This window comes from Pseudohaliea sp. (assembly GCF_054552115.1).
On record NZ_JBTOLW010000009.1, the window covers coordinates 52,576 to 69,397 of the forward strand.

Sequence of the window (16,822 nt, forward strand, 5' to 3'; positions counted from 1 at the left end):
TCCTTATCCATGGTGATGATGCACAGTGCGGGTCAGTGCGCCACGAGTATAGCCCGGCGGCGGCTGTCGTGGGAGCCGGTGGCTTCAGTGTCGGATTGAGTGCCGGCTAGAGTGCCGGCATCAGGTAGATCTCGCGGACGCAGTTTCGGGGTTCTGCAGCAAGTGCGTGCAGTACCGCATCGGCCACGTCCTCGGGGTCGAGCTTGTCGGGCTTCGGTTCGTCGAAGAAGGGTGTATTGACCATGCCGGGCGCGATGACCGTGCAGCGGCCCTGCCAGGCCTTCATCTCTTCCGCGAGGTTCTGGGCGAAGCCGTGCACGAACCACTTGCTGGCGCCGTAGACCGAGCCCTTGATCGTGTTCCGGCCCGCGGCCGAGCCGGTCATGAGGAAGTGCCCGGTCGTCTCGCGCAGGTGGGGCAGGGTCAGCCGCGCCGTGTACAGGAGCCCGTGCACGTTGACGGCAAGCATCCGATCCCACTCGTCCGGGTCGCCACCCTCGACGCCCGGCGTGTCGAGGCCCGTGCCGGCGTTGGCGAAGACCGCATCGAGGCGGCCGAAGCGCTCGATGCCGGCGTCGACCACGCGGGCCAGGCTCGCGTAGTCCCCGGCGTCGGCGGCCACGCCCAGCGCCTGCCCGTCGCCGATCTCCGCCACGAGGTCGTGAAGGAGGGTCTCGCGCCGGGCCGTCAGGACAAGCCTGCAGCCGGCCCTGGCCGCCGCGTGGGCCGTGGCGCGGCCGATGCCGCTGGAGGCGCCGGTAATGAGTAGTACCTTGTCCATGGGCTAGCTCCTTTCGCTGACGGTGTGCCCACTCTACGGCGCGGGTGCCGGTGCGGGTCAAGGGACGGATTCTTCGCTACCCTAGCGCGACCATCCTGTCGCCCGAGGTACGCCAGCCATGCCCGCAGGCAACACCGCCATCCTCGCCGTGCTCGGCGTCTATTTCGGCCTGATGCTCGCCATCGGTGCCTGGGCGCGGCGCAGCCACGACTCGGCGGCCGGTTACTTTCTCGCCGGCCGCAAGCTGCCGTACTGGGTGGCCGCCTTCAGCATGAACGCCACGGGCGAGAGCGCCTGGCTGATTCTCGGTCTCTCGGGCGTGGCCTACCTCACCGGCCTGCAGGCGCTCTGGGTGGTCGCGGGGGAGGCGCTCGGTGTGGCCGGTGCCTGGCTGCTCGTGGCCCGCCGCCTTAATGCCGCGTCCCGCGACTCGGATACGATTACCGTGCCGGACTTTCTCGCCGAGCGCTTCCGCAGGCAGGCAGTGGCGATCCGCAGCCTGGCGGTCACCATCATTCTCACCATGGCCTGTGCCTACATCGCCGCACAGATGCTGGCCACGGGTAAGGCGTTCAGCGTGTTCCTCGGCTGGGAGTACGCTACCGGCGTCTGGGTCGGGGGCCTGGTAACCGTCGCCTACACCGCCTTCGGCGGCTTCAAGGCCGTGGCCTACACCGACGCGGTACAGGCGATGCTGATGCTCTTCGCGCTCATCGCCGTTCCCCTCGTCGGGGTGTCGGCCATGGGTGGACTCGAGGCCCTCTGGGCCGGCCTAGACCGCGCGGACCCGGCCCTGCTGCTGCCGTGGTCGACCGGGGAAGGCACCGTGGTGTCCCTCGTGGTGATTGCCAGCGGGCTCGCCGTGGGCCTGCCCTTTCTCGGCGTGCCGCAGCTGCTGGTGCGCTTTATGGCCATCCGCGACAGCGCGGAGGTGCCCCGGGCGGCGGCGGTCTCTATCGCCGTCGTCCTGCTCTTCGATCTCGGCGCCGTGGGCACCGGGCTGGTCGGGCGGGTGCTGTTCCCCGGCCTCGACGATGCCGAGACCGTGATGCCGGAGCTGGCCCGGGCGCTCTTTCCCCCGCTGGTCACCGGGGTGCTGGTGGTCGCCGTGCTGTCGGCGGTCATGTCGACGGTGAGCTCGCTCCTTAACCTCGCCTCCTCGGCTATTGTCCACGATGTCTACCGCCAGCTGGCGCCGGCGAGGGAGGCGTCCCGCCACGAGGCGGCCATCGGCGCCTGGGTCACCCTGGCCCTCGGTATCGCCGGCTGTCTCGTTGCGCTGTTCGGCGGCGGAGTGATCTTCTCGCTGGTACTCTTCGCCTGGAGCGGCCTCGGCGCGGCCTTCGGGCCGGTGGTACTGTGTGTACTGCACTGGCGCGGCACCACCGGCCGCGGTGTCGTTGCCGGGATGGCCGCGGGCTTTGCCACGAGCATCGGCTGGGTTCTCCTTGCCAAGGAGGCCAGCCATGGCCTTTACGAGATGGTGCCGGCCTTTGTTGCCGGCCTGCTGGTCACCGTGGTGGTGAGCCGGCTCGATCGATCACAACGCCCGGGAGGAAAACACGCCGATGGAAATCCAGAGCCAGGCTTTTGAAGTCCGCCGCGACCAGCTCGCCGAGACCCGCATCGTCAGCGAGGCCATGCCCCCCGCCGAGCCCGGCGAGGCGCTGCTGCGCATCGATGCCTTTGCCCTCACCGCGAACAACATCACCTACGGCGTCACCGGCGACATGATCGGCTACTGGCAGTTCTTCCCCGCGGCGGAAGCCGGCTGGGGCCGTATCCCCGTCTGGGGCTTTGCCGACGTGGTCTCGAGCGGTGTCGACGATGTGGCCGAGGGCGAGCGTTTCTACGGTTACTTTCCCATGGCCGGCCACCTGCTCGTGCAGCCGTCGGCCATCGGCGACCGCAGCTTCACCGACGGCGCCGCGCACCGCGCGGCGCTGCCGGCGGTGTACAACCAGTACCAGCGCTGCGCGGCCGACCCGCTCTACCGGCCGGAGCAGGAGGCGCTGCTGATGCTGTTCCGCCCGCTGTTCACCACCGGCTTCTTCATCGACGACTTCCTCGCCGACAATGATTTCTTCGGCGCGGATACAGTGCTGATCTCCAGCGCCTCCAGCAAGACCGCGGTGGGGCTCGCCTGGCTCCTGCACCGGGCGCGCAAGGGCAGGGTGCGCGTGGCAGGCCTTACCTCACCGGGAAACAGGCGCTTCGTCGAGTCCCTCGGCTGTTACGACGTTGCCGTGACCTACGACAAGCTCGGCGCACTGCCCGAAGGCCCGGTGGTGTTCGTGGACATGGCCGGCAACGGCGACCTCCGCGCGTCTATCCACCGCCATTACGCCGACGACCTCGTCTACAGCTGCTCCGTGGGCGTGACCCACTGGGAGTCGGCGTCGCTCGGCGGCAACGACGATCTGCCCGGCCCGAAGCCGGAGCTGTTTTTCGCGCCGACGCAGGTCGCAAAGCGCAATGAAGACTGGGGAGCAGCCGGCGTGGCCGAGCGCCTCGCCGCGGCCTGGTCGCCCTTCGCGGAGGCGGCGGCCGGCTGGCTCACCGTGCGGCGTGAGCATGGCCCGGACGGTGTGACCGGGGCCTACCGGAGGCTGCTCGAAAACCGCGCCGACCCCGCCGAAGGACTCATCCTGTCGCTCTAGGAGACCATCGCATGAAGCCGCTCAATCGCCGTACCTTCACCCGGGGCCTCGCCACCGCCGGTATTACCGCTGCGGCGGGTCCGGGTCTTGCCGCCGCCAGCCGGGGAAAGGCAGATCTCGTCGTCCTCGGCGGCCGCATCTACAGCATGGACCCGGCGCAGCCGCAGCCGGAAGCCTTTGCCGTGCGCGGCAACCGCATCCTGGCGACAGGCAGCGCGGATGAGATTCGAAGTCTCGCGGGCCCGGCAACGGAGGTCATCGATGCCCGCGGCCTCACGGTGACGCCCGGCTTCATCGACGCCCACAGCCACCCGCTGGCTGCCAACGAGGTGGTCAGCGCCAACGTCGACCTGCGCAGCATCGCCGCCATCCAGGATGCGCTCCGCGAGCGGGCCCTGCGGACGCCGGCGGGCACCTGGGTGCTGGGACACATGTACGACGACACCAAGCTCGCCGAGGGCCGGCCGCTCAGCCGCCGCGACCTCGATGCCGTTTCCACCGATCACCCGATCTTCGTGAAGCACCGCGGCGGGCATACCGCCGTGGTGAACAGCCGCGCGTTTGACATCGCCGGTGTCACGCCGGCCACCCCGGACCCGGAAGGCGGCAGGTTCTACCGCGAGGACGGCGCTTTAACCGGCAAGGTGGCCGAGCACGCCGTCGACGTGTTCGAGGCCGTGGGCGACTGGCCGACGGTGGCCCGCGCGGGCCACGCCGAGAACGCGGCGCTCATCACCCGGCGCATGGCCGCGTCCGGGCTCACGTCCACGACCGATGCCTGGGGCGATGCCACGGGCTGGCAGGCTTACAACGACGCCTGTCGCGACGGCACCCTCGCACTCCGGGTTAGCTTCATGCCGGGCGGCAGGAACGAGATCTACCGCGCCATGAAGGCCGCCGGGCTGTATTCGGGCTTCGGTAATGCCATGCTGCGGGTCGGTGCCGTGAAATACGGCGCCGACGGCTCAGCCTCGGAACGCACCATGGCCATGAGCACGCCCTACCAGGGGCGGCCGGACGACTACGGTATCCTGACTATGAGCATGGAGGAGATCGACGCGGCGGTGGACGACGCGGTGGCCAACGGTTTCCGCATCGGCATCCATGCCAACGGCGACGTCGCGATCGACCGCGTGCTGAGGGCCTACGAACGCGTCCTGGACGGCTGGGAAGGGCAGAACCCGCGCTTCCGGATCGAGCACTGCTCCCTGGTCACGCCGTCCCTGCTCGAGCGTATCAAGGCGACCGGGTCCGTGCCGACGCCGTTTTATACCTATGCCCATTACCACGGCAACAAGTGGGGCGACTACGGTGAGGAAAAAATGCAGCGCATGTTCGCGCACCGCTCGTTCCTTGATTACGGCATTCCCGTGGCGCCGGCCTCCGATTTCACGCCCGGGCCCTATCAGCCGCTCATGGCGATCCAGAGCATGGTCACGCGCAAGGATTTCCAGGGGCGGGTGTGGGGCCCGTCGCAGCGCATCTCCGTGGCGGAGGCGTTGCGCATCTGTACCGTGAACGGCGCCTACGCGTCCTTCGAGGAAGAGCTCAAGGGTTCGATCTCGCCCGGCAAGCTGGCGGACTTCGTGCTGCTGGGCCAGGATCCGCACGAGGCGGAACCGGACCGGATCAAGGATATCCCCGTGCTGCGCACGGTGATGGATGGCCGCACTACCTTCGATGCCTGACCCGGGGCCTGCTCAGTCGCCCAGGCGGCTCCGTGCGAGGGCGCCCATGAGCCGGCGACGCAGCCAGCGGGGAAGATTGTCTGCCAGCAGGGTGCTGGCCCGGTTGAGCACACCGGGCACCACGATCGGGTCGCCGCGAAGCAGGCCGCGTACGCCGGCGCGGGCGACGTCCTCCGCGGTGCCGATGACCACCCGCGGCAGCTCCCCGAAGCCCGGTGCGTCGTCGGCCGCATGGGCGATCATGCTGGTGTCCGTGATGCCCGGGCAGAGCGTGGTGACGGTGACGCCGGAGCCGCGCAGCTCCTCGCCCAGCGCCTCGCCGAGGGAGAGGACGTAGGCCTTGGTGGCCGCGTAGGCGGCGAGGCCGACCACAGGCTGGAAAGCGGCAATGGAGGCCACGTTCAACACCCGGCCGCTGCCGCGCTTGCGCATGGCGGGCAGAAACTGCGCGGTGAGGTCAGTCAGCGTGCCGGTATTGAGCTGCACCATCCGCTGGAGTGCCTCCGGGTCCATGGCCATAAAATAGCCCGCCTCCAGCAGTCCCGCGTTGTTCACCAGCACGTCCACCGCCAGCCCCTCGCGCTCCAGGCGCCGGGCCAGGCGGGCGGCTGCACCGGCCTCCAGCAGGTCCGTGGTGCGCACATGGGCCTCGATGCCGTACTTTTCCTGCAGGCGCTTTGCCACGCTGCGCAGCTTCCCGGTGCGCCGGGCGACCAGCACCAGGTCGTGCCCGCTGGCGGCGAGTTCGGCAGCGATGGCTTCGCCGATGCCGGCGGAGGCACCGGTGACCAGCGCCAGGTGTCGTTCCTTGCTCATGCGGTTGTCTCCCGTTGCAGGCCCTGCTCAGGGCGAGAGGGCGAGGTACTCCACATCGATGCGCCGGCCTTCGTCCGGGTCGTAGCGGAACAGGCCGCGCACCGCGAGGCGCCGGCCGAGGTAGGGAGCGAGGTCGTCGCCCCAGGCGAGCTCGACGCGGTTGTAGCCGTCGTCCTCGATCCAGTAGTGCTCCGGGTCCGGGTGACTGCGCAGTGTGCCCACGGCGACGACCGTGCGACCGTCCCAGGCCGCCTGCTGGGTCACGAGCTGGTCGAGCGAGACCTCCACGGCCTCCCGGCCATTGCAGGCGGCCAGGGCCGCGAGGGTAAGGGCAAGCAGCAGCCGTTGCATGCGTCGCTCCCGCAGGAAGTTGGGTTCATTGTAGGAGGTCTGCGCTCGCAAGTCCCGGGGTCGTCACCGGTGACAGGGGACCGGGTGCCCCTTGCCCCGGGCCATCACGCCATGGATTCGCAGGCGACCGGCTACCTCGCTAGCCGGATGAGCTTACCCCGCTTTCGCCGTAGTCGACCGACGCTGCGTAACGTAAAGTCATGCCGGTGAGCTACTACGACCGCAACGCCGATGCCCTCAGCGAGCGCTACCTGGCCCTGGCGCCGGATGAGATCCATGCCAGCTGGGCAGGCGCCGTGCTGGCCGGCCGTGCGCCGGGGTTTGCCTGTGATGTCGGCGCGGGCAGCGGCCGGGATTCGAACTGGCTGGCGGGGCAGGGCTGGAAGGTCATTGCCGTCGAGCCCAGCCGGGGCATGCGGGAACGCGCCCGGCAGCGCAGTCATGCCCGCGTCAGCTGGCTCGATGACCGCCTGCCTGCGCTCCCCCGCCTGCGCGGCCTGGGTCACCGCTTCGACCTCATCCTCGTTTCTGCGGTATGGATGCACCTCCCGCCCGGTGCCCGTGAGCGGGCCTTCCGCGTGCTCAGCGACTGCCTGCGCCCGGGCGGCGCGCTGGTGATCACGCTGCGGCATGGCAAAGACGAGGCGGAGAATCGGGAGCGGGGCTTCCACGAGGTCTCCGGCGAGGAGTTACTGGCTCTCGCGCGGAGCCGCGCGCTGGTGCTCACGCAGCACAGCTGCGACGCAGACGGCGCCCGCCCTGCTATCGCGTGGGAAACACTCGCCTTTTCGGACCCCGGAATCTGAGACACGCTGCCGGGTGAGCTTGCGACCTGCGACAAACTGCAAGCCAGGATGTGACACCAATCCCGCTTTTTTGTGAATAGTGGTCTACGCTAAGTAACGGAACACGTTGCAGGTACTCTCCATGTATACCGCCTCCCGGCCAGGAAGCTTTCGAATCATCGATGACTGAGCCGGACTTACGCGACGGTATCCGGGGAGCGCTCATTGGCCTGGCCGTGGGGGATGCGCTGGGTACGACCCTCGAGTTCAAGGCACCGGGTTCTTTCCGGCCCATCGACGACCTCATGGGGGGCGGACCGTTCAACCTCGCCCCGGGGCAGTGGACCGACGACACCTCCATGGCGCTGTGCCTCGCCGACAGCCTGCTCGCCTGCGGCGGCCTGGATGCAGCCGACCAGCTGCGCCGCTACCTTCGCTGGTGGCGCGACGGTTACCGCAGCAGCACCGGCCGCTGCTTCGACATCGGCAATACGGTGGCCGATGCGCTGCTGCGGTTCCTCGAGACCGGCGATGCCGAGGCCGGCAGCACGGACCCGCTGGCGGCCGGCAACGGCAGCCTCATGCGCCTGGCGCCGGTGCCCATTTTCTACTGCGGCTCACCGCTGAACGCCATCGACGCCGCGGCGAGCATGTCACGTACGACCCACGGGGCGGCGGAGGCGGTCGATGCCTGCCGCTATTTCTGCGGCCTGCTGCTGGGCGCACTGGTGGGCGACAGCAAGGAAAGGCTGTGCGAGCCGCTCTACCATCCCACGCGCGGCCACTGGAACGACCAGGAACTCGCCCCGGCGGTGAGCGCGGTGGCCGCCGGCTCCTACCGGGAGAAACAGCCGCCGGCCATCCGCGGCACGGGCTACGTGGTGCGCTCGCTCGAGGCTGCGCTCTGGGCCTTCTGGCACAGCACGGATTTCCGCAGCGGCGCTATCGCCGCCGTCAACCTCGGTGACGATGCCGATACCACCGGCGCGATATACGGGCAGCTTGCCGGTGCCTACTACGGGGAGAGCGCCATCCCCCATCCCTGGTTCTACCGCCTCTACGATGGCGAGGGCATCCGCGCCCTCGCGGACGAGCTGTTTGCTACGGGGTGCCGGGTCGTCGGCACCACCGCCTTCGCCTCCTGAGGCTCGCTCAGCGCCGGTAGATCACCCGGTCCTCCTTGATCGTCTGCTCGACCACGATGTCGTCCAGCGCATCTTCGGGCACCTCCAGCGGGTTGGCCGAGAGCACGACAAAGTCGGCCAGCTTGCCCGGCTCGATGCTGCCTTTCGTGTCCTCTTCGAAGTGCTGCCAGGCCGGCCAGATGGTGAGTGCCTTGAGTGCGGTGGCCACGGGCACCCGGTGCTCCGGGCCGAGGATGTCGCCGCTGCGGGAACGGCGGGTGACCGTCGCCGAGAGTACGCGCATGGAGTCCGGCAGGGCCACGGGCGCATCGTGGTGGCTGCCGAACATCATGCCGCGCTCCAGCAGCCAGCCGGTGGGTGAGATGTTGTCGGCCCGCACCGGCCCGAGCACGGACTCCCGGTGCCAGTCACCCCAGTAGAAGGTGTGCATGGGGAAGAGGGAGGGGAAGATTTTCAGCGCCTTGAGGTCGTCGACCTGGTCGAGGCGGAGCGTCTGGCCGTGGATCAGCACCGGGCGCACCTCGACCTCGGGGTACTTCCCCCGTGCGGCGCGCACGGCATCGATGAACTGGTCGATGGCCGCGTCCCCGTTGGCGTGGCAGAGAATCTGCCAGCCGTTGGCGAAGGCCCGCTCCACCGAGGCCATGACGGTCGCCTCGTCGATGGCGCCATAGCCCCGGTAGTCCTCGTCCTGGCCGTGAGGCGGGTGGAAGTAGGGCTGGCTGAGATAGGCCGTCTTGCCCTGGGGTGAGCCGTCGATGGTCAGCTTGACGCCGCCGACGCGGTAGCGGTTGTCGTAGGCCGGGGAGGGCTCGATGTCCTTCACGGCCAGCATGTCCGGGTAGGCCACGAGATCCACGGCGAGTTCGCCGCGCCCGGCGACGCGGCGCATGGCATCCATGGCGTCCTGCTGGGCACGGCCTTCCTGCACGGTGGTGTAGCCGAAGGAGGCCGCGAACTGCGTCCCGGTGATGACCAGCTGGTCGTTCGTCGCCGCATCGAAACCGCCGGCGAGCTTCATCAGGACCGCGTAGAAGCCGTTCTCCTCGAGGACGCCATTGGGCTCCCGGGAGCCTGCCCGGCGCCGGTAGACCCCGCCGGGCGGATCGGCGGTCTCCGCACCGACACCGGCAAGTTCCAGCGCCTTGCTGTTGGCTACGCCGAGGTGCCCGGACTGGTGGATGATCAGCACCGGCACTTCCGTGGAGACCGCGTCCAGCTCGTCGCGGGTCGGGTGGCGCTGCTCGGCGAGCTGCGAGTCGTCGTAGCCGAAGCCGACGATCCAGCCGACCTTGTCCACGGTGCCCCTGTTCGTATCGGCCCAGCCTGCCAGCAGGCGCTGCAGCGCGGGGATATCGGCACCCTCGCCATCGGGCGGCGGCAGCAGGTTGGCGGTGCTCGCCTGCAGGCCGATAGCGAAGGCGTGGCCGTGGGAATCCACGAACCCCGGCAGCATGGTCCTGCCCGCGAGGTTGACCCGCTGCGTGCCGTCATCCGCCGTGGCCAGCACGGCAGCTTCCGTACCGACGGCGAGGATGCGCCCGTCAGCCACGGCCACGGCGTCGACCACGGGGTTGTCATCGTCGATGGTCAGGATCGTGCCGCCGTGGTAGATCGTGTCAGCGGGCTGTGCAGCCAATAGACCGGATCCGAGCAGGGCAGCTGCGCAAAGCGCAGCGCGAGGAAGGAGCGGCAGGCGTGTCATCGAAGCGTTCCCCGTTTCGTTCATCTGTCCGGATTATAGTGCCAGAAAACGCCGTCGGCTCACGTCCGCCGGTGGCAGCAAGATCCGGGGCGGCGGCCGTAAGCGTATTGAGAGTGGTTCGTTGGCTACGTGGTTTCCCTGCCAGCATGCGCTGCTGCTGGCACCGCCCGCGCAGCGGCTGTCACAATGAGCGCCCCCAGGAACAGGAGCCATAGCATGGAACAGCAACGGGACTTCGACATCGTCATCTACGGCGCCACCGGCTTTACCGGCCGCCTGGTCGCCGAGTACCTCGCCAGGCAGGGCGGCCACGGGCTCACCTGGGCCATGGCCGGCCGCAATGCCGACAAGCTCGCCGCCGTGCGCGATGAGATCGGAGCGCCGGCGGAGACACCGCTGGTCACCGCGGACGCCGGCGACCCGGCCAGCCTGGATGCCATGGCCGCAAGGGCGCGCTGCATCATCAGCACCGTGGGCCCCTACCAGCTTTACGGCGGCGACCTCGTGGCCGCCTGCGCCGGCCAGGGCACGGACTACGTCGACCTATGCGGCGAGCCGCTGTGGATGCGCGACATGATCGCTACCCACCAGGATGCCGCAAAGGCCAGCGGCGCGCGCATCGTCTTCAGCTGCGGCTTCGACTCCATCCCCTTCGACCTCGGCGTGCTCTACCTGCAGGACGCCGCCCGCGAGAAGTTCAGCAGCGCCTGCCCGCGCGTGCGCGGCCGCGTGCGCGCCATGAACGGCGAGTTCTCCGGCGGGACGGCGGCGTCGCTGGGCGCGACCATGGAGCGTATCAAGGGCGAACCGGACCTGCTGCAGGCGCTGGTGGACCCCTTCTGCCTCGCGGGTGGCTTTCGTGGCCCCGAGCAGCCGGCAGACAACAAGCCCTACGAGGACGAGCACCTGGGGCAGTGGGTGGCCCCCTTTATCATGGCCACCATCAACAGCAAGAACATCCACCGCTCCAATGCCCTCATGGGCCACCCCTACGGCGAGGACTTCCGCTACGACGAGATGATGCTGACCGGCCCCGGCGAGCAGGGCAAGGCGGCAGCCGAGTACGTGGCCAAGGCCGATCCCCTCGGCGGCGAGAACGCCCCCAGGCCCGGCGAAGGTCCCTCGAAGGAAGCCCGGGAAGCGGGTAACTACGACGTGCTTTTCGTGGGCACCAGCGCCGATGGCGAGGAGCTTCGCGCTTCCGTTAGCGGTGACATGGACCCGGGCTACGGCTCCACCTCGAAGATGATCGCCGAGAGCGCTGTGTGCCTCGTCACCGAGTGTGCTGACCTGCCCGGCGGCATCTACACCCCGGCGCCGGCGCTCGGCCAGAAGCTCATCGCGCGCCTGCAGGCGCACGCCGGCCTCACGTTTACCCTCGAATAGCCCCCTCGGAGGAGTGACCATGCGCGCGCTGTCCGTCAGCCACGCCCTTGCCGGGCTGATGCTCTGGAGCCTGTCGCTGCTGGCTCTCGCCGAGCCGGGCGGCCTGGTGGTCTCCACCGTGGATGCCGCCTCGGGCCGTCCGCTCGCCGGCGTGCGCGTGGAGGCGACGGACCGCGACGGCGCGTCGCAGGCGGCGGTGACCGATGACCGCGGCGAAGCGCGCTTCGAGGCCCTGGAAGAGGGCTTCTACCGGGTGGCCGCCGAAGCGGAGGGCCGGGCGCGGATCGAGGAGCCGGTGTTCCGGGTGCTCGGGCGCCGGGTGGCCACGCTCGAGCTGCAGCTGCCGGCGCTGGAGGTCGCGGCGTCGACGGACCTGGAGGAGGTGCGGGTCGTCGCCCGGGCGCGGCAGGCCGACAGCCTGGACGGGGTGAGCAGCAGCTACCGCAACCGCGACGAGCTGTTCAACGCCGTGGGCGCGGGCCCGGACGTGATGCGCGCCCTGGACGGCCTGCCCGGGCTCGCCTCCGATGGCGCCTTTGCCGGCTTCACCGTGCGCGGCCGGGGCCCGCGCAACAACCTGATTTTCGTCGATGACTTTCCCCTCGACAAGGTGGTGCATTTCGACCAGACCATCGGCGAGGAGGACGACATCGCCGGCGGCGGCCGCTTCTCCATCTTCGCGCCCAACTCCGTGGCCGGGGCGGAGTTCTCTCCCGGCGGCTGGGGGGCGGCCTACGGCGGCCGCGCCGGGTCGCTGCTGCGCCTGGAACTGGCGGAAGGCGGCCTGACCCCGGTCACCAGCCTGCGCCTGGACATCGCCGGCGCGGAGTTCACCTACGACGGCCCGTCGGGCATCGACGACGACACCTCCGTGTTCTTCACGGCGCGGCGCTTCGACTTCGGCAACGTCTTCGAGCTCATCGGCGAGGAGGACATCGGTACCCCGAAGGTGACCGACATCATCCTCAAGACCAGCACGCAGCTCACGGACCGCGACGAGCTGCAGTTCCTCCTCATTCACGCCCCCGAGGACTACACCCGCGATCTCGGCAACGTCGCCGAGGACGAGGATCTCGACGACACCTCGCTGATCCGGGCGGAGCAGGACCTGTCGCTGTTCGGCGTGACCTGGCGGCGCCTGGTCGGCGACAGCGGCGAATGGACCAACCGGCTTTACCTGCGCACGAGCGACAAGGAATCCTCCCAGGGCGAGGCCTTCCCCGACCTGCTGCCGCCCGGCGGCGACCCTGCCGCCATCCCCGTGCGCGAGGACATCTTCGCCATCTTCGAGAAGGAAGAGGAAATCGGCTGGCGCAGCGACTTCAGCACCTTCAACCGTTTCGGCGAGTTCTCCGCGGGCGTGCGCGTGGTGCGCCAGGACGCGGACTTCGAGACACGGCTGGACGGCCCCTGGGTGCGCTACGTGTACGAGAGCGACGACCCGCGCCCGCCCGGGCAGCAGTATATTGTGTGGCAGCCCGAGTTTATCGAGGCCAGCTTCGCAGAAACCGGTACCAACCTCTCGGCCTACGTCGAACAGGTGTTCGAGGTGGGCGCCTTCGAGTTCCGCCCGGGCCTGCGCGTGGACCGGGACGACTTCTCGGAGGAGACCTACACGGCGCCGCGCTTCTCGATGGGCTACAACGCGACGCCGGACCTGCGCTTCTCCTTCACCAGTGGCCTGTTCTATGAATCCCCGCGCTTCCTCACCCGCGCAGCGGACCCGGTGAACTTCGACCTCGCCAACGAGGAGATCGCCCACGTCAGCCTCGGCTTCGATTACGACCTCGGCGACCGCTGGCACCTGATGATCGAGGCCTACTACCAGCAGCTCGACGACCTGGTGGTGGACCAGAGCCGGGCCACCGGCGTGGCGCTGAACGCGGGGGAGGGCGAGAACCGCGGCGTCGACCTGGTGCTGCAGCGGGCCTTCGGCAATGGCTGGTCCGCCGACTTCACCTACAGCTGGAATGACGCCAGCCAGGACGACAACGACGGCCGTGGCAGCTACACGCCGGACTTCAGCCGCGAGCACTTCGCCACCCTGGGGGCGCGCTGGGAGATGACAGACCGGCTCCAGCTTGCCGCACGCTGGAAGTGGGGCAGCGGCCGCCCGGGGGACCGCTTCATCATCCACCGCGACGTGCTGCCGCCGGAATTCGGCTTGACCCGGGCCGCCAAGGAGATCACCGAGCTCAACGCCACCACCCTCGGCGACTACCAGTCCCTCAACGTGCGCGTGGACTACCGGCGCCGCTTCGCCGGCATGGACGTGGTGCTGTTCCTTGACGTGATCAACGTCTACGGCGCCGACCGCGGCGCGCCGCTGGAGTTCAACCCGATCAGCGGCGAGCAGATCGACGAGGATGCGAGCCCCTTCCCGCAGTTCGGCCTGATCCTGGAGCGCGCCTGGTAGCCTGGGTCAGCGGCCCTGCTCGCCTTCGAGCTGGTCGATTTTTGCGCGCAGGGCCTCGGCCTCTGCGGTGAGCGTGGAGTAGCCGCGGATGTCACCGTTGCGCTGCGCGTGGAAGGCTTTCTCGAGGAGTGCCTTGTGCTCCTCCTTGAGCTTCTTCGTCGGGGATTGCTTGAACAGGCCGAACACGGTGCCACCTCGAGATCAGGGGATTCCTCAACGATTACGCAGCGCCTCGCCGATGGGATTGCCGCTGTCGAGTGCCCCTGTGGCTGGCGCCCTGCAGGCATCGCTACGATGATGACGCGGACCGCCAAGTTGCCATCCGCCGGAGCGCTGCCATGTTGAAGGCCCTGTCCCTGCTTGCCACACTGTTCGCACCGTTCGTCGCCGTAGCGGAGGAATCTCACCTGAAACCCGATTACCCCTACGTGTACCACCTCGTGCAGGCCAGGCTCTGGGACCCGGTGGTAGAGAGCGATGGCACCTATTACCCACCGACCTACGCGGCGGACGGCTTCACCCACGCCACGGCCAACCCGGCGGCACTGATGAACGTCGCCAACCACTTCTACAAGGACGTGGACGGCACCTGGTACTGCCTGCGCATGACCGAAGAGAGCCTCGAGGCCACCGGGGTGGAAACCATCTGGGAGGGTACCGCGCCCGTGGGCGACATCGAGCCCGAGTTCGAGGGCTCCGACGACGAGCTGTTCCCGCATATCCTCGGTGGTATCACGCCGGCAGCGGTGCTCGAGGTCCTGCCGGTGGAGCGGTCTGAGGATGGTACCTTCCTCGGGGTGCCCGGCGTCACCGACTGAATCAGTCCCCCGCGTCGCTTCCCGGTCCTCCCTGTGGGAGCGGCGCCCTCGTCGACACGACCTGTTGAGACAGTCCCCACCGAGACAAAAGCGCGCACTCCCGGCGACACCCCGAAAAACCCGCGCGAAAATGCGACGTGTGCGCCTATACAGCATTTACCCACCGGTCCCACCAACTACGCTATGCATGAACCCGGCAAGAAAAGGTCATCCCATGCTTCGCAGCGCCCTGATCCTCCTCGCGACCATCGCGCTCCCGGTCACCGCCCAGGCCGACGACTACCTCGGCAACCTCAGCGCCAACCCCTACGCGCCCAATTCAACGGCGAACCCCTACGGTGCCGGCAGCCGCTATAACGCGAACAGCATCAACAACCCCTACGGTCGCTACGGCAGCCCCTACAGCAACGAGTCCGCGAACAACCCCTACGCCACCGAGGCACCGAAGCTCTACGACAGCCAGGGCAACTACCGCGGGCGCCTGAGCAGCAATCCCTACGACCCCGAGTCGGTGTCGAATCCCTATGGGCGCTACGGAAGTCCCTATTCACCTGACTCAATCAACAATCCCTATGGCGCGGGCAGCCCCTACAAACCGGACAGCCCAAACAACCCTTTCGGCAATGGTCTGCGCATTATTGGCGATGACTAGCCAGGAGCGCCGGGATCGCGCCCGCGGTGCTCTGCTCGGACTCGCGGCGGGCGATGCCCTGGGCACGACGCTCGAGTTCCGACGGCCCGGCAGCTTTCCCCCGATCGACGACATGGTCGGCGGCGGCCCCTTCGGTCTCGCAGCGGGGCAGTGGACGGACGACACTTCCATGGCGCTTTGCCTCGCAGACAGTCTTCTCGCCTGCGACGGCTTCGACGCCCACGACCAGCTCCGGCGCTACCTGCGCTGGTGGCGCGAGGGGTATCGCAGCAGCACCGGCCGCTGCTTCGATATCGGTAACACCGTGAGCGCTGCTTTGTTGCGCTACGAGGCCGGCGGTGAGCCGTTCCCCGGCAGCACCGACCCCGGCACTGCCGGCAACGGCAGCCTCATGCGCCTGGCGCCCGTGCCCATCCGCTACGCCATCGACGCGGACGAAGCCATCGACAAGGCGGCCCTCATGTCCCGCACTACCCACGGCGCCCGCGAGGCCGTGGACGCCTGCTGCTACTTCTGCGGCCTGGTCGTCGGCGCCCTGCGCGGCGAGCCCAGGGAAGTCCTTTGCGGCGATCGCTATCACCCCGATCGTGGCGCCTGGGAGGCCGGTGCCCTCGCACCGGCGGTGGATGCGGTAGCGGCGGGCTCCTACAAGACGAAGGCGCCGCCGGCGATACGTGGGACCGGTTACGTCGTGGACGCGCTGGAAGCGGCGCTCTGGGCTTTCTGGCACGCCGCGGACTTCCGCGCCGGGGCCCTGGCCGCCGTCAACCTCGGCGACGATGCCGATACCACCGGCGCGATCTACGGCCAGCTCGCCGGGGCCTGCTGGGGGGAGGAGGGCATCCCGGTGGGGTGGCGGGAGCGGCTGCATGACGCCGCCGAACTGCGCCGCTTGGCCGACGCCCTCGTCGACGCATGAGAACCAGCGCCAGCGATCCTCTGCGAATCGACACCGTCGCCCTCGACGGTGGCGGGCGTATCGGTATGACCCTCTGCCCTGGCAAGACCCAGCGCGGCGCCTGGAGCGGCGACTGGGCGAGGGACCTGGACGGCGACCTCGCCGTGATCGCGGCCTGGGGCGCTGATGCCATCGTCAACCTGCTGGAGGATCACGAGATGCACGCCCTCGGCGTCGCGGACACCGCCAGCCTCATGCCCTCGCGCATCGAGTACCTGCGACTGCCCATTGAGGACATGGGCATCCCCGGTGCTGCCTGGGAGGCGCAGTGGCAGGCGGACGGTAACCGGCTGCGCAGCCTGCTCATCGGCGGCGGCGCCGTCCTTCTCCACTGCAAGGGCGGCCTCGGCCGCACCGGGCTGGTTGCCGCGCGCCTGCTCATGGAACTGCGGCAGTGCCCGGCCGCGGAGGCCATGGCCACCGTGCGTGGCGCCCGCCGGCACGCGATCGAGACCGGGGCGCAGGAAGACTATCTGCGGCGCCTCGAGTGATGTCCAACCTGCCTGTTCAGGCGACAGGTAACCAGGGACGAATTTGACACCCGTATAGAAGCGTCCGATACTCGCAACCAGCATCAAGAGGGGCCCAGCCCCACCAACCGCCCGCTCCGGGAACGGTGGTCAAACGATGCGCCAGATCACTGGAACAATAGGAGACCGCC

Annotated in this window: 16 protein-coding genes and 1 riboswitch; of the genes, 11 read left to right on the forward strand and 5 right to left on the reverse strand. The window is 68.8% G+C overall.

What is annotated here, in order from left to right; genetic code table 11:
- Positions 1–106: 106 nt before the first annotated feature.
- A complete protein-coding gene (locus tag ACX93N_RS06615; RefSeq protein ID WP_459427610.1) occupies positions 107–781 on the reverse strand; it encodes an SDR family oxidoreductase in 675 nt (224 codons plus the stop codon).
- Between the two features lie 118 nt (positions 782–899).
- Between ACX93N_RS06615 and ACX93N_RS06620 the strand changes: the two genes are divergently transcribed.
- Genes ACX93N_RS06620 through ACX93N_RS06630 form a run of 3 tightly spaced genes read left to right on the forward strand, consistent with a single transcriptional unit; the run spans position 900 to position 5,129 of the window.
- Entirely contained in the window at positions 900–2,375 is a 1,476-nt protein-coding gene (locus tag ACX93N_RS06620) for a sodium/proline symporter (RefSeq protein WP_459427611.1), read from the forward strand.
- Complete coding sequence (locus ACX93N_RS06625) at positions 2,350–3,441, forward strand: DUF2855 family protein (protein WP_459427612.1); 1,092 nt, start codon at positions 2,350–2,352, stop codon at positions 3,439–3,441. The genes ACX93N_RS06620 and ACX93N_RS06625 overlap by 26 nt, the downstream gene beginning before the upstream one ends.
- 11 nt (positions 3,442–3,452) lie before the next feature.
- A complete protein-coding gene (locus ACX93N_RS06630; protein WP_459427613.1) occupies positions 3,453–5,129 on the forward strand; it encodes an amidohydrolase in 1,677 nt (558 codons plus the stop codon).
- Positions 5,130–5,141: 12 nt separating this feature from the next.
- On the opposite strand, the gene ACX93N_RS06635 is transcribed toward ACX93N_RS06630, so the two are convergent.
- Both ACX93N_RS06635 and ACX93N_RS06640 read right to left on the reverse strand, forming a co-directional pair.
- Positions 5,142–5,945, reverse strand: coding sequence for an SDR family NAD(P)-dependent oxidoreductase (locus tag ACX93N_RS06635; RefSeq protein ID WP_459427614.1), 804 nt, complete (start codon positions 5,943–5,945; stop codon positions 5,142–5,144).
- Positions 5,946–5,972: 27 nt separating this feature from the next.
- A complete protein-coding gene (locus ACX93N_RS06640) occupies positions 5,973–6,296 on the reverse strand; it encodes a hypothetical protein (protein WP_459427615.1) in 324 nt (107 codons plus the stop codon).
- A gap of 206 nt (positions 6,297–6,502) precedes the next feature.
- On the opposite strand from ACX93N_RS06640, the gene ACX93N_RS06645 reads away from it, so the two are divergent.
- The gene (locus tag ACX93N_RS06645; RefSeq protein WP_459427616.1) at positions 6,503–7,102 is read left to right on the forward strand and encodes a class I SAM-dependent methyltransferase; all 600 of its coding nucleotides are present in this window, start codon (positions 6,503–6,505) and stop codon (positions 7,100–7,102) included.
- Positions 7,103–7,263: 161 nt separating this feature from the next.
- Positions 7,264–8,226: an ADP-ribosylglycohydrolase family protein gene (locus ACX93N_RS06650; RefSeq protein ID WP_459427617.1), complete on the forward strand. Its 963-nt coding sequence runs from the start codon at positions 7,264–7,266 to the stop codon at positions 8,224–8,226.
- 7 nt (positions 8,227–8,233) lie between these two features.
- On the opposite strand, the gene ACX93N_RS06655 is transcribed toward ACX93N_RS06650, so the two are convergent.
- Positions 8,234–9,865 (reverse strand): amidohydrolase, encoded by a 1,632-nt coding sequence (locus ACX93N_RS06655; protein ID WP_459427618.1) that lies wholly within the window; start codon positions 9,863–9,865, stop codon positions 8,234–8,236.
- Between the two features lie 282 nt (positions 9,866–10,147).
- Between ACX93N_RS06655 and ACX93N_RS06660 the strand changes: the two genes are divergently transcribed.
- Together ACX93N_RS06660 and ACX93N_RS06665 are read left to right on the forward strand one after the other, a co-directional pair.
- On the forward strand, positions 10,148–11,317 hold the full coding sequence (locus ACX93N_RS06660) for a saccharopine dehydrogenase family protein (RefSeq protein WP_459427619.1): 1,170 nt from the start codon (positions 10,148–10,150) through the stop codon (positions 11,315–11,317).
- A 19-nt stretch (positions 11,318–11,336) separates the two neighbouring features.
- Positions 11,337–13,733: a TonB-dependent receptor gene (locus tag ACX93N_RS06665; protein ID WP_459427620.1), complete on the forward strand. Its 2,397-nt coding sequence runs from the start codon at positions 11,337–11,339 to the stop codon at positions 13,731–13,733.
- Positions 13,734–13,739: 6 nt separating this feature from the next.
- Here ACX93N_RS06665 and ACX93N_RS06670 read toward each other — a convergent pair whose 3' ends face one another.
- Positions 13,740–13,919, reverse strand: coding sequence for a DUF6435 family protein (locus ACX93N_RS06670; RefSeq protein ID WP_459427621.1), 180 nt, complete (start codon positions 13,917–13,919; stop codon positions 13,740–13,742).
- A 152-nt stretch (positions 13,920–14,071) separates the two neighbouring features.
- Here ACX93N_RS06670 and ACX93N_RS06675 point away from each other — a divergent pair, with 152 nt between their 5' ends.
- The 4 genes from ACX93N_RS06675 (at position 14,072) to ACX93N_RS06690 (ending at position 16,652) form a co-directional block, all read left to right on the forward strand.
- Entirely contained in the window at positions 14,072–14,551 is a 480-nt protein-coding gene (locus ACX93N_RS06675) for a DUF952 domain-containing protein (protein ID WP_459427622.1), read from the forward strand.
- A gap of 214 nt (positions 14,552–14,765) precedes the next feature.
- Positions 14,766–15,203 (forward strand): hypothetical protein, encoded by a 438-nt coding sequence (locus ACX93N_RS06680; protein WP_459427623.1) that lies wholly within the window; start codon positions 14,766–14,768, stop codon positions 15,201–15,203.
- The gene (locus tag ACX93N_RS06685) at positions 15,196–16,122 is read left to right on the forward strand and encodes an ADP-ribosylglycohydrolase family protein (RefSeq protein WP_459427624.1); all 927 of its coding nucleotides are present in this window, start codon (positions 15,196–15,198) and stop codon (positions 16,120–16,122) included. The genes ACX93N_RS06680 and ACX93N_RS06685 overlap by 8 nt, the downstream gene beginning before the upstream one ends.
- Positions 16,119–16,652 carry a phosphatase domain-containing putative toxin gene (locus ACX93N_RS06690; protein ID WP_459427625.1) on the forward strand — a complete coding sequence of 178 codons (534 nt, stop codon included), beginning with the start codon at positions 16,119–16,121 and terminating at the stop codon, positions 16,650–16,652. The genes ACX93N_RS06685 and ACX93N_RS06690 overlap by 4 nt, the downstream gene beginning before the upstream one ends.
- A gap of 75 nt (positions 16,653–16,727) precedes the next feature.
- Positions 16,728–16,821, forward strand: a riboswitch (SAM-I-IV-variant riboswitch).
- Position 16,822 lies beyond the last annotated feature (1 nt).

Bases quoted from the DNA above. Each gene is read 5' to 3' on its own strand.
- ACX93N_RS06685 (WP_459427624.1), top strand. From the start codon at position 15,196: ATGACTAGCCAGGAGCGCCGGGATCGCGCCCGCGGTGCTCTGCTCGGA.
- ACX93N_RS06635 (WP_459427614.1), bottom strand. From the start codon at position 5,945: ATGAGCAAGGAACGACACCTGGCGCTGGTCACCGGTGCCTCCGCCGGC.
- ACX93N_RS06665 (WP_459427620.1), top strand. From the start codon at position 11,337: ATGCGCGCGCTGTCCGTCAGCCACGCCCTTGCCGGGCTGATGCTCTGG.
- ACX93N_RS06630 (WP_459427613.1), top strand. From the start codon at position 3,453: ATGAAGCCGCTCAATCGCCGTACCTTCACCCGGGGCCTCGCCACCGCC.
- ACX93N_RS06615 (WP_459427610.1), bottom strand. From the start codon at position 781: ATGGACAAGGTACTACTCATTACCGGCGCCTCCAGCGGCATCGGCCGC.
- ACX93N_RS06650 (WP_459427617.1), top strand. From the start codon at position 7,264: ATGACTGAGCCGGACTTACGCGACGGTATCCGGGGAGCGCTCATTGGC.
- ACX93N_RS06625 (WP_459427612.1), top strand. From the start codon at position 2,350: ATGGAAATCCAGAGCCAGGCTTTTGAAGTCCGCCGCGACCAGCTCGCC.
- ACX93N_RS06680 (WP_459427623.1), top strand. From the start codon at position 14,766: ATGCTTCGCAGCGCCCTGATCCTCCTCGCGACCATCGCGCTCCCGGTC.
- ACX93N_RS06640 (WP_459427615.1), bottom strand. From the start codon at position 6,296: ATGCAACGGCTGCTGCTTGCCCTTACCCTCGCGGCCCTGGCCGCCTGC.
- ACX93N_RS06690 (WP_459427625.1), top strand. From the start codon at position 16,119: ATGAGAACCAGCGCCAGCGATCCTCTGCGAATCGACACCGTCGCCCTC.
- ACX93N_RS06620 (WP_459427611.1), top strand. From the start codon at position 900: ATGCCCGCAGGCAACACCGCCATCCTCGCCGTGCTCGGCGTCTATTTC.
- ACX93N_RS06660 (WP_459427619.1), top strand. From the start codon at position 10,148: ATGGAACAGCAACGGGACTTCGACATCGTCATCTACGGCGCCACCGGC.
- ACX93N_RS06675 (WP_459427622.1), top strand. From the start codon at position 14,072: ATGTTGAAGGCCCTGTCCCTGCTTGCCACACTGTTCGCACCGTTCGTC.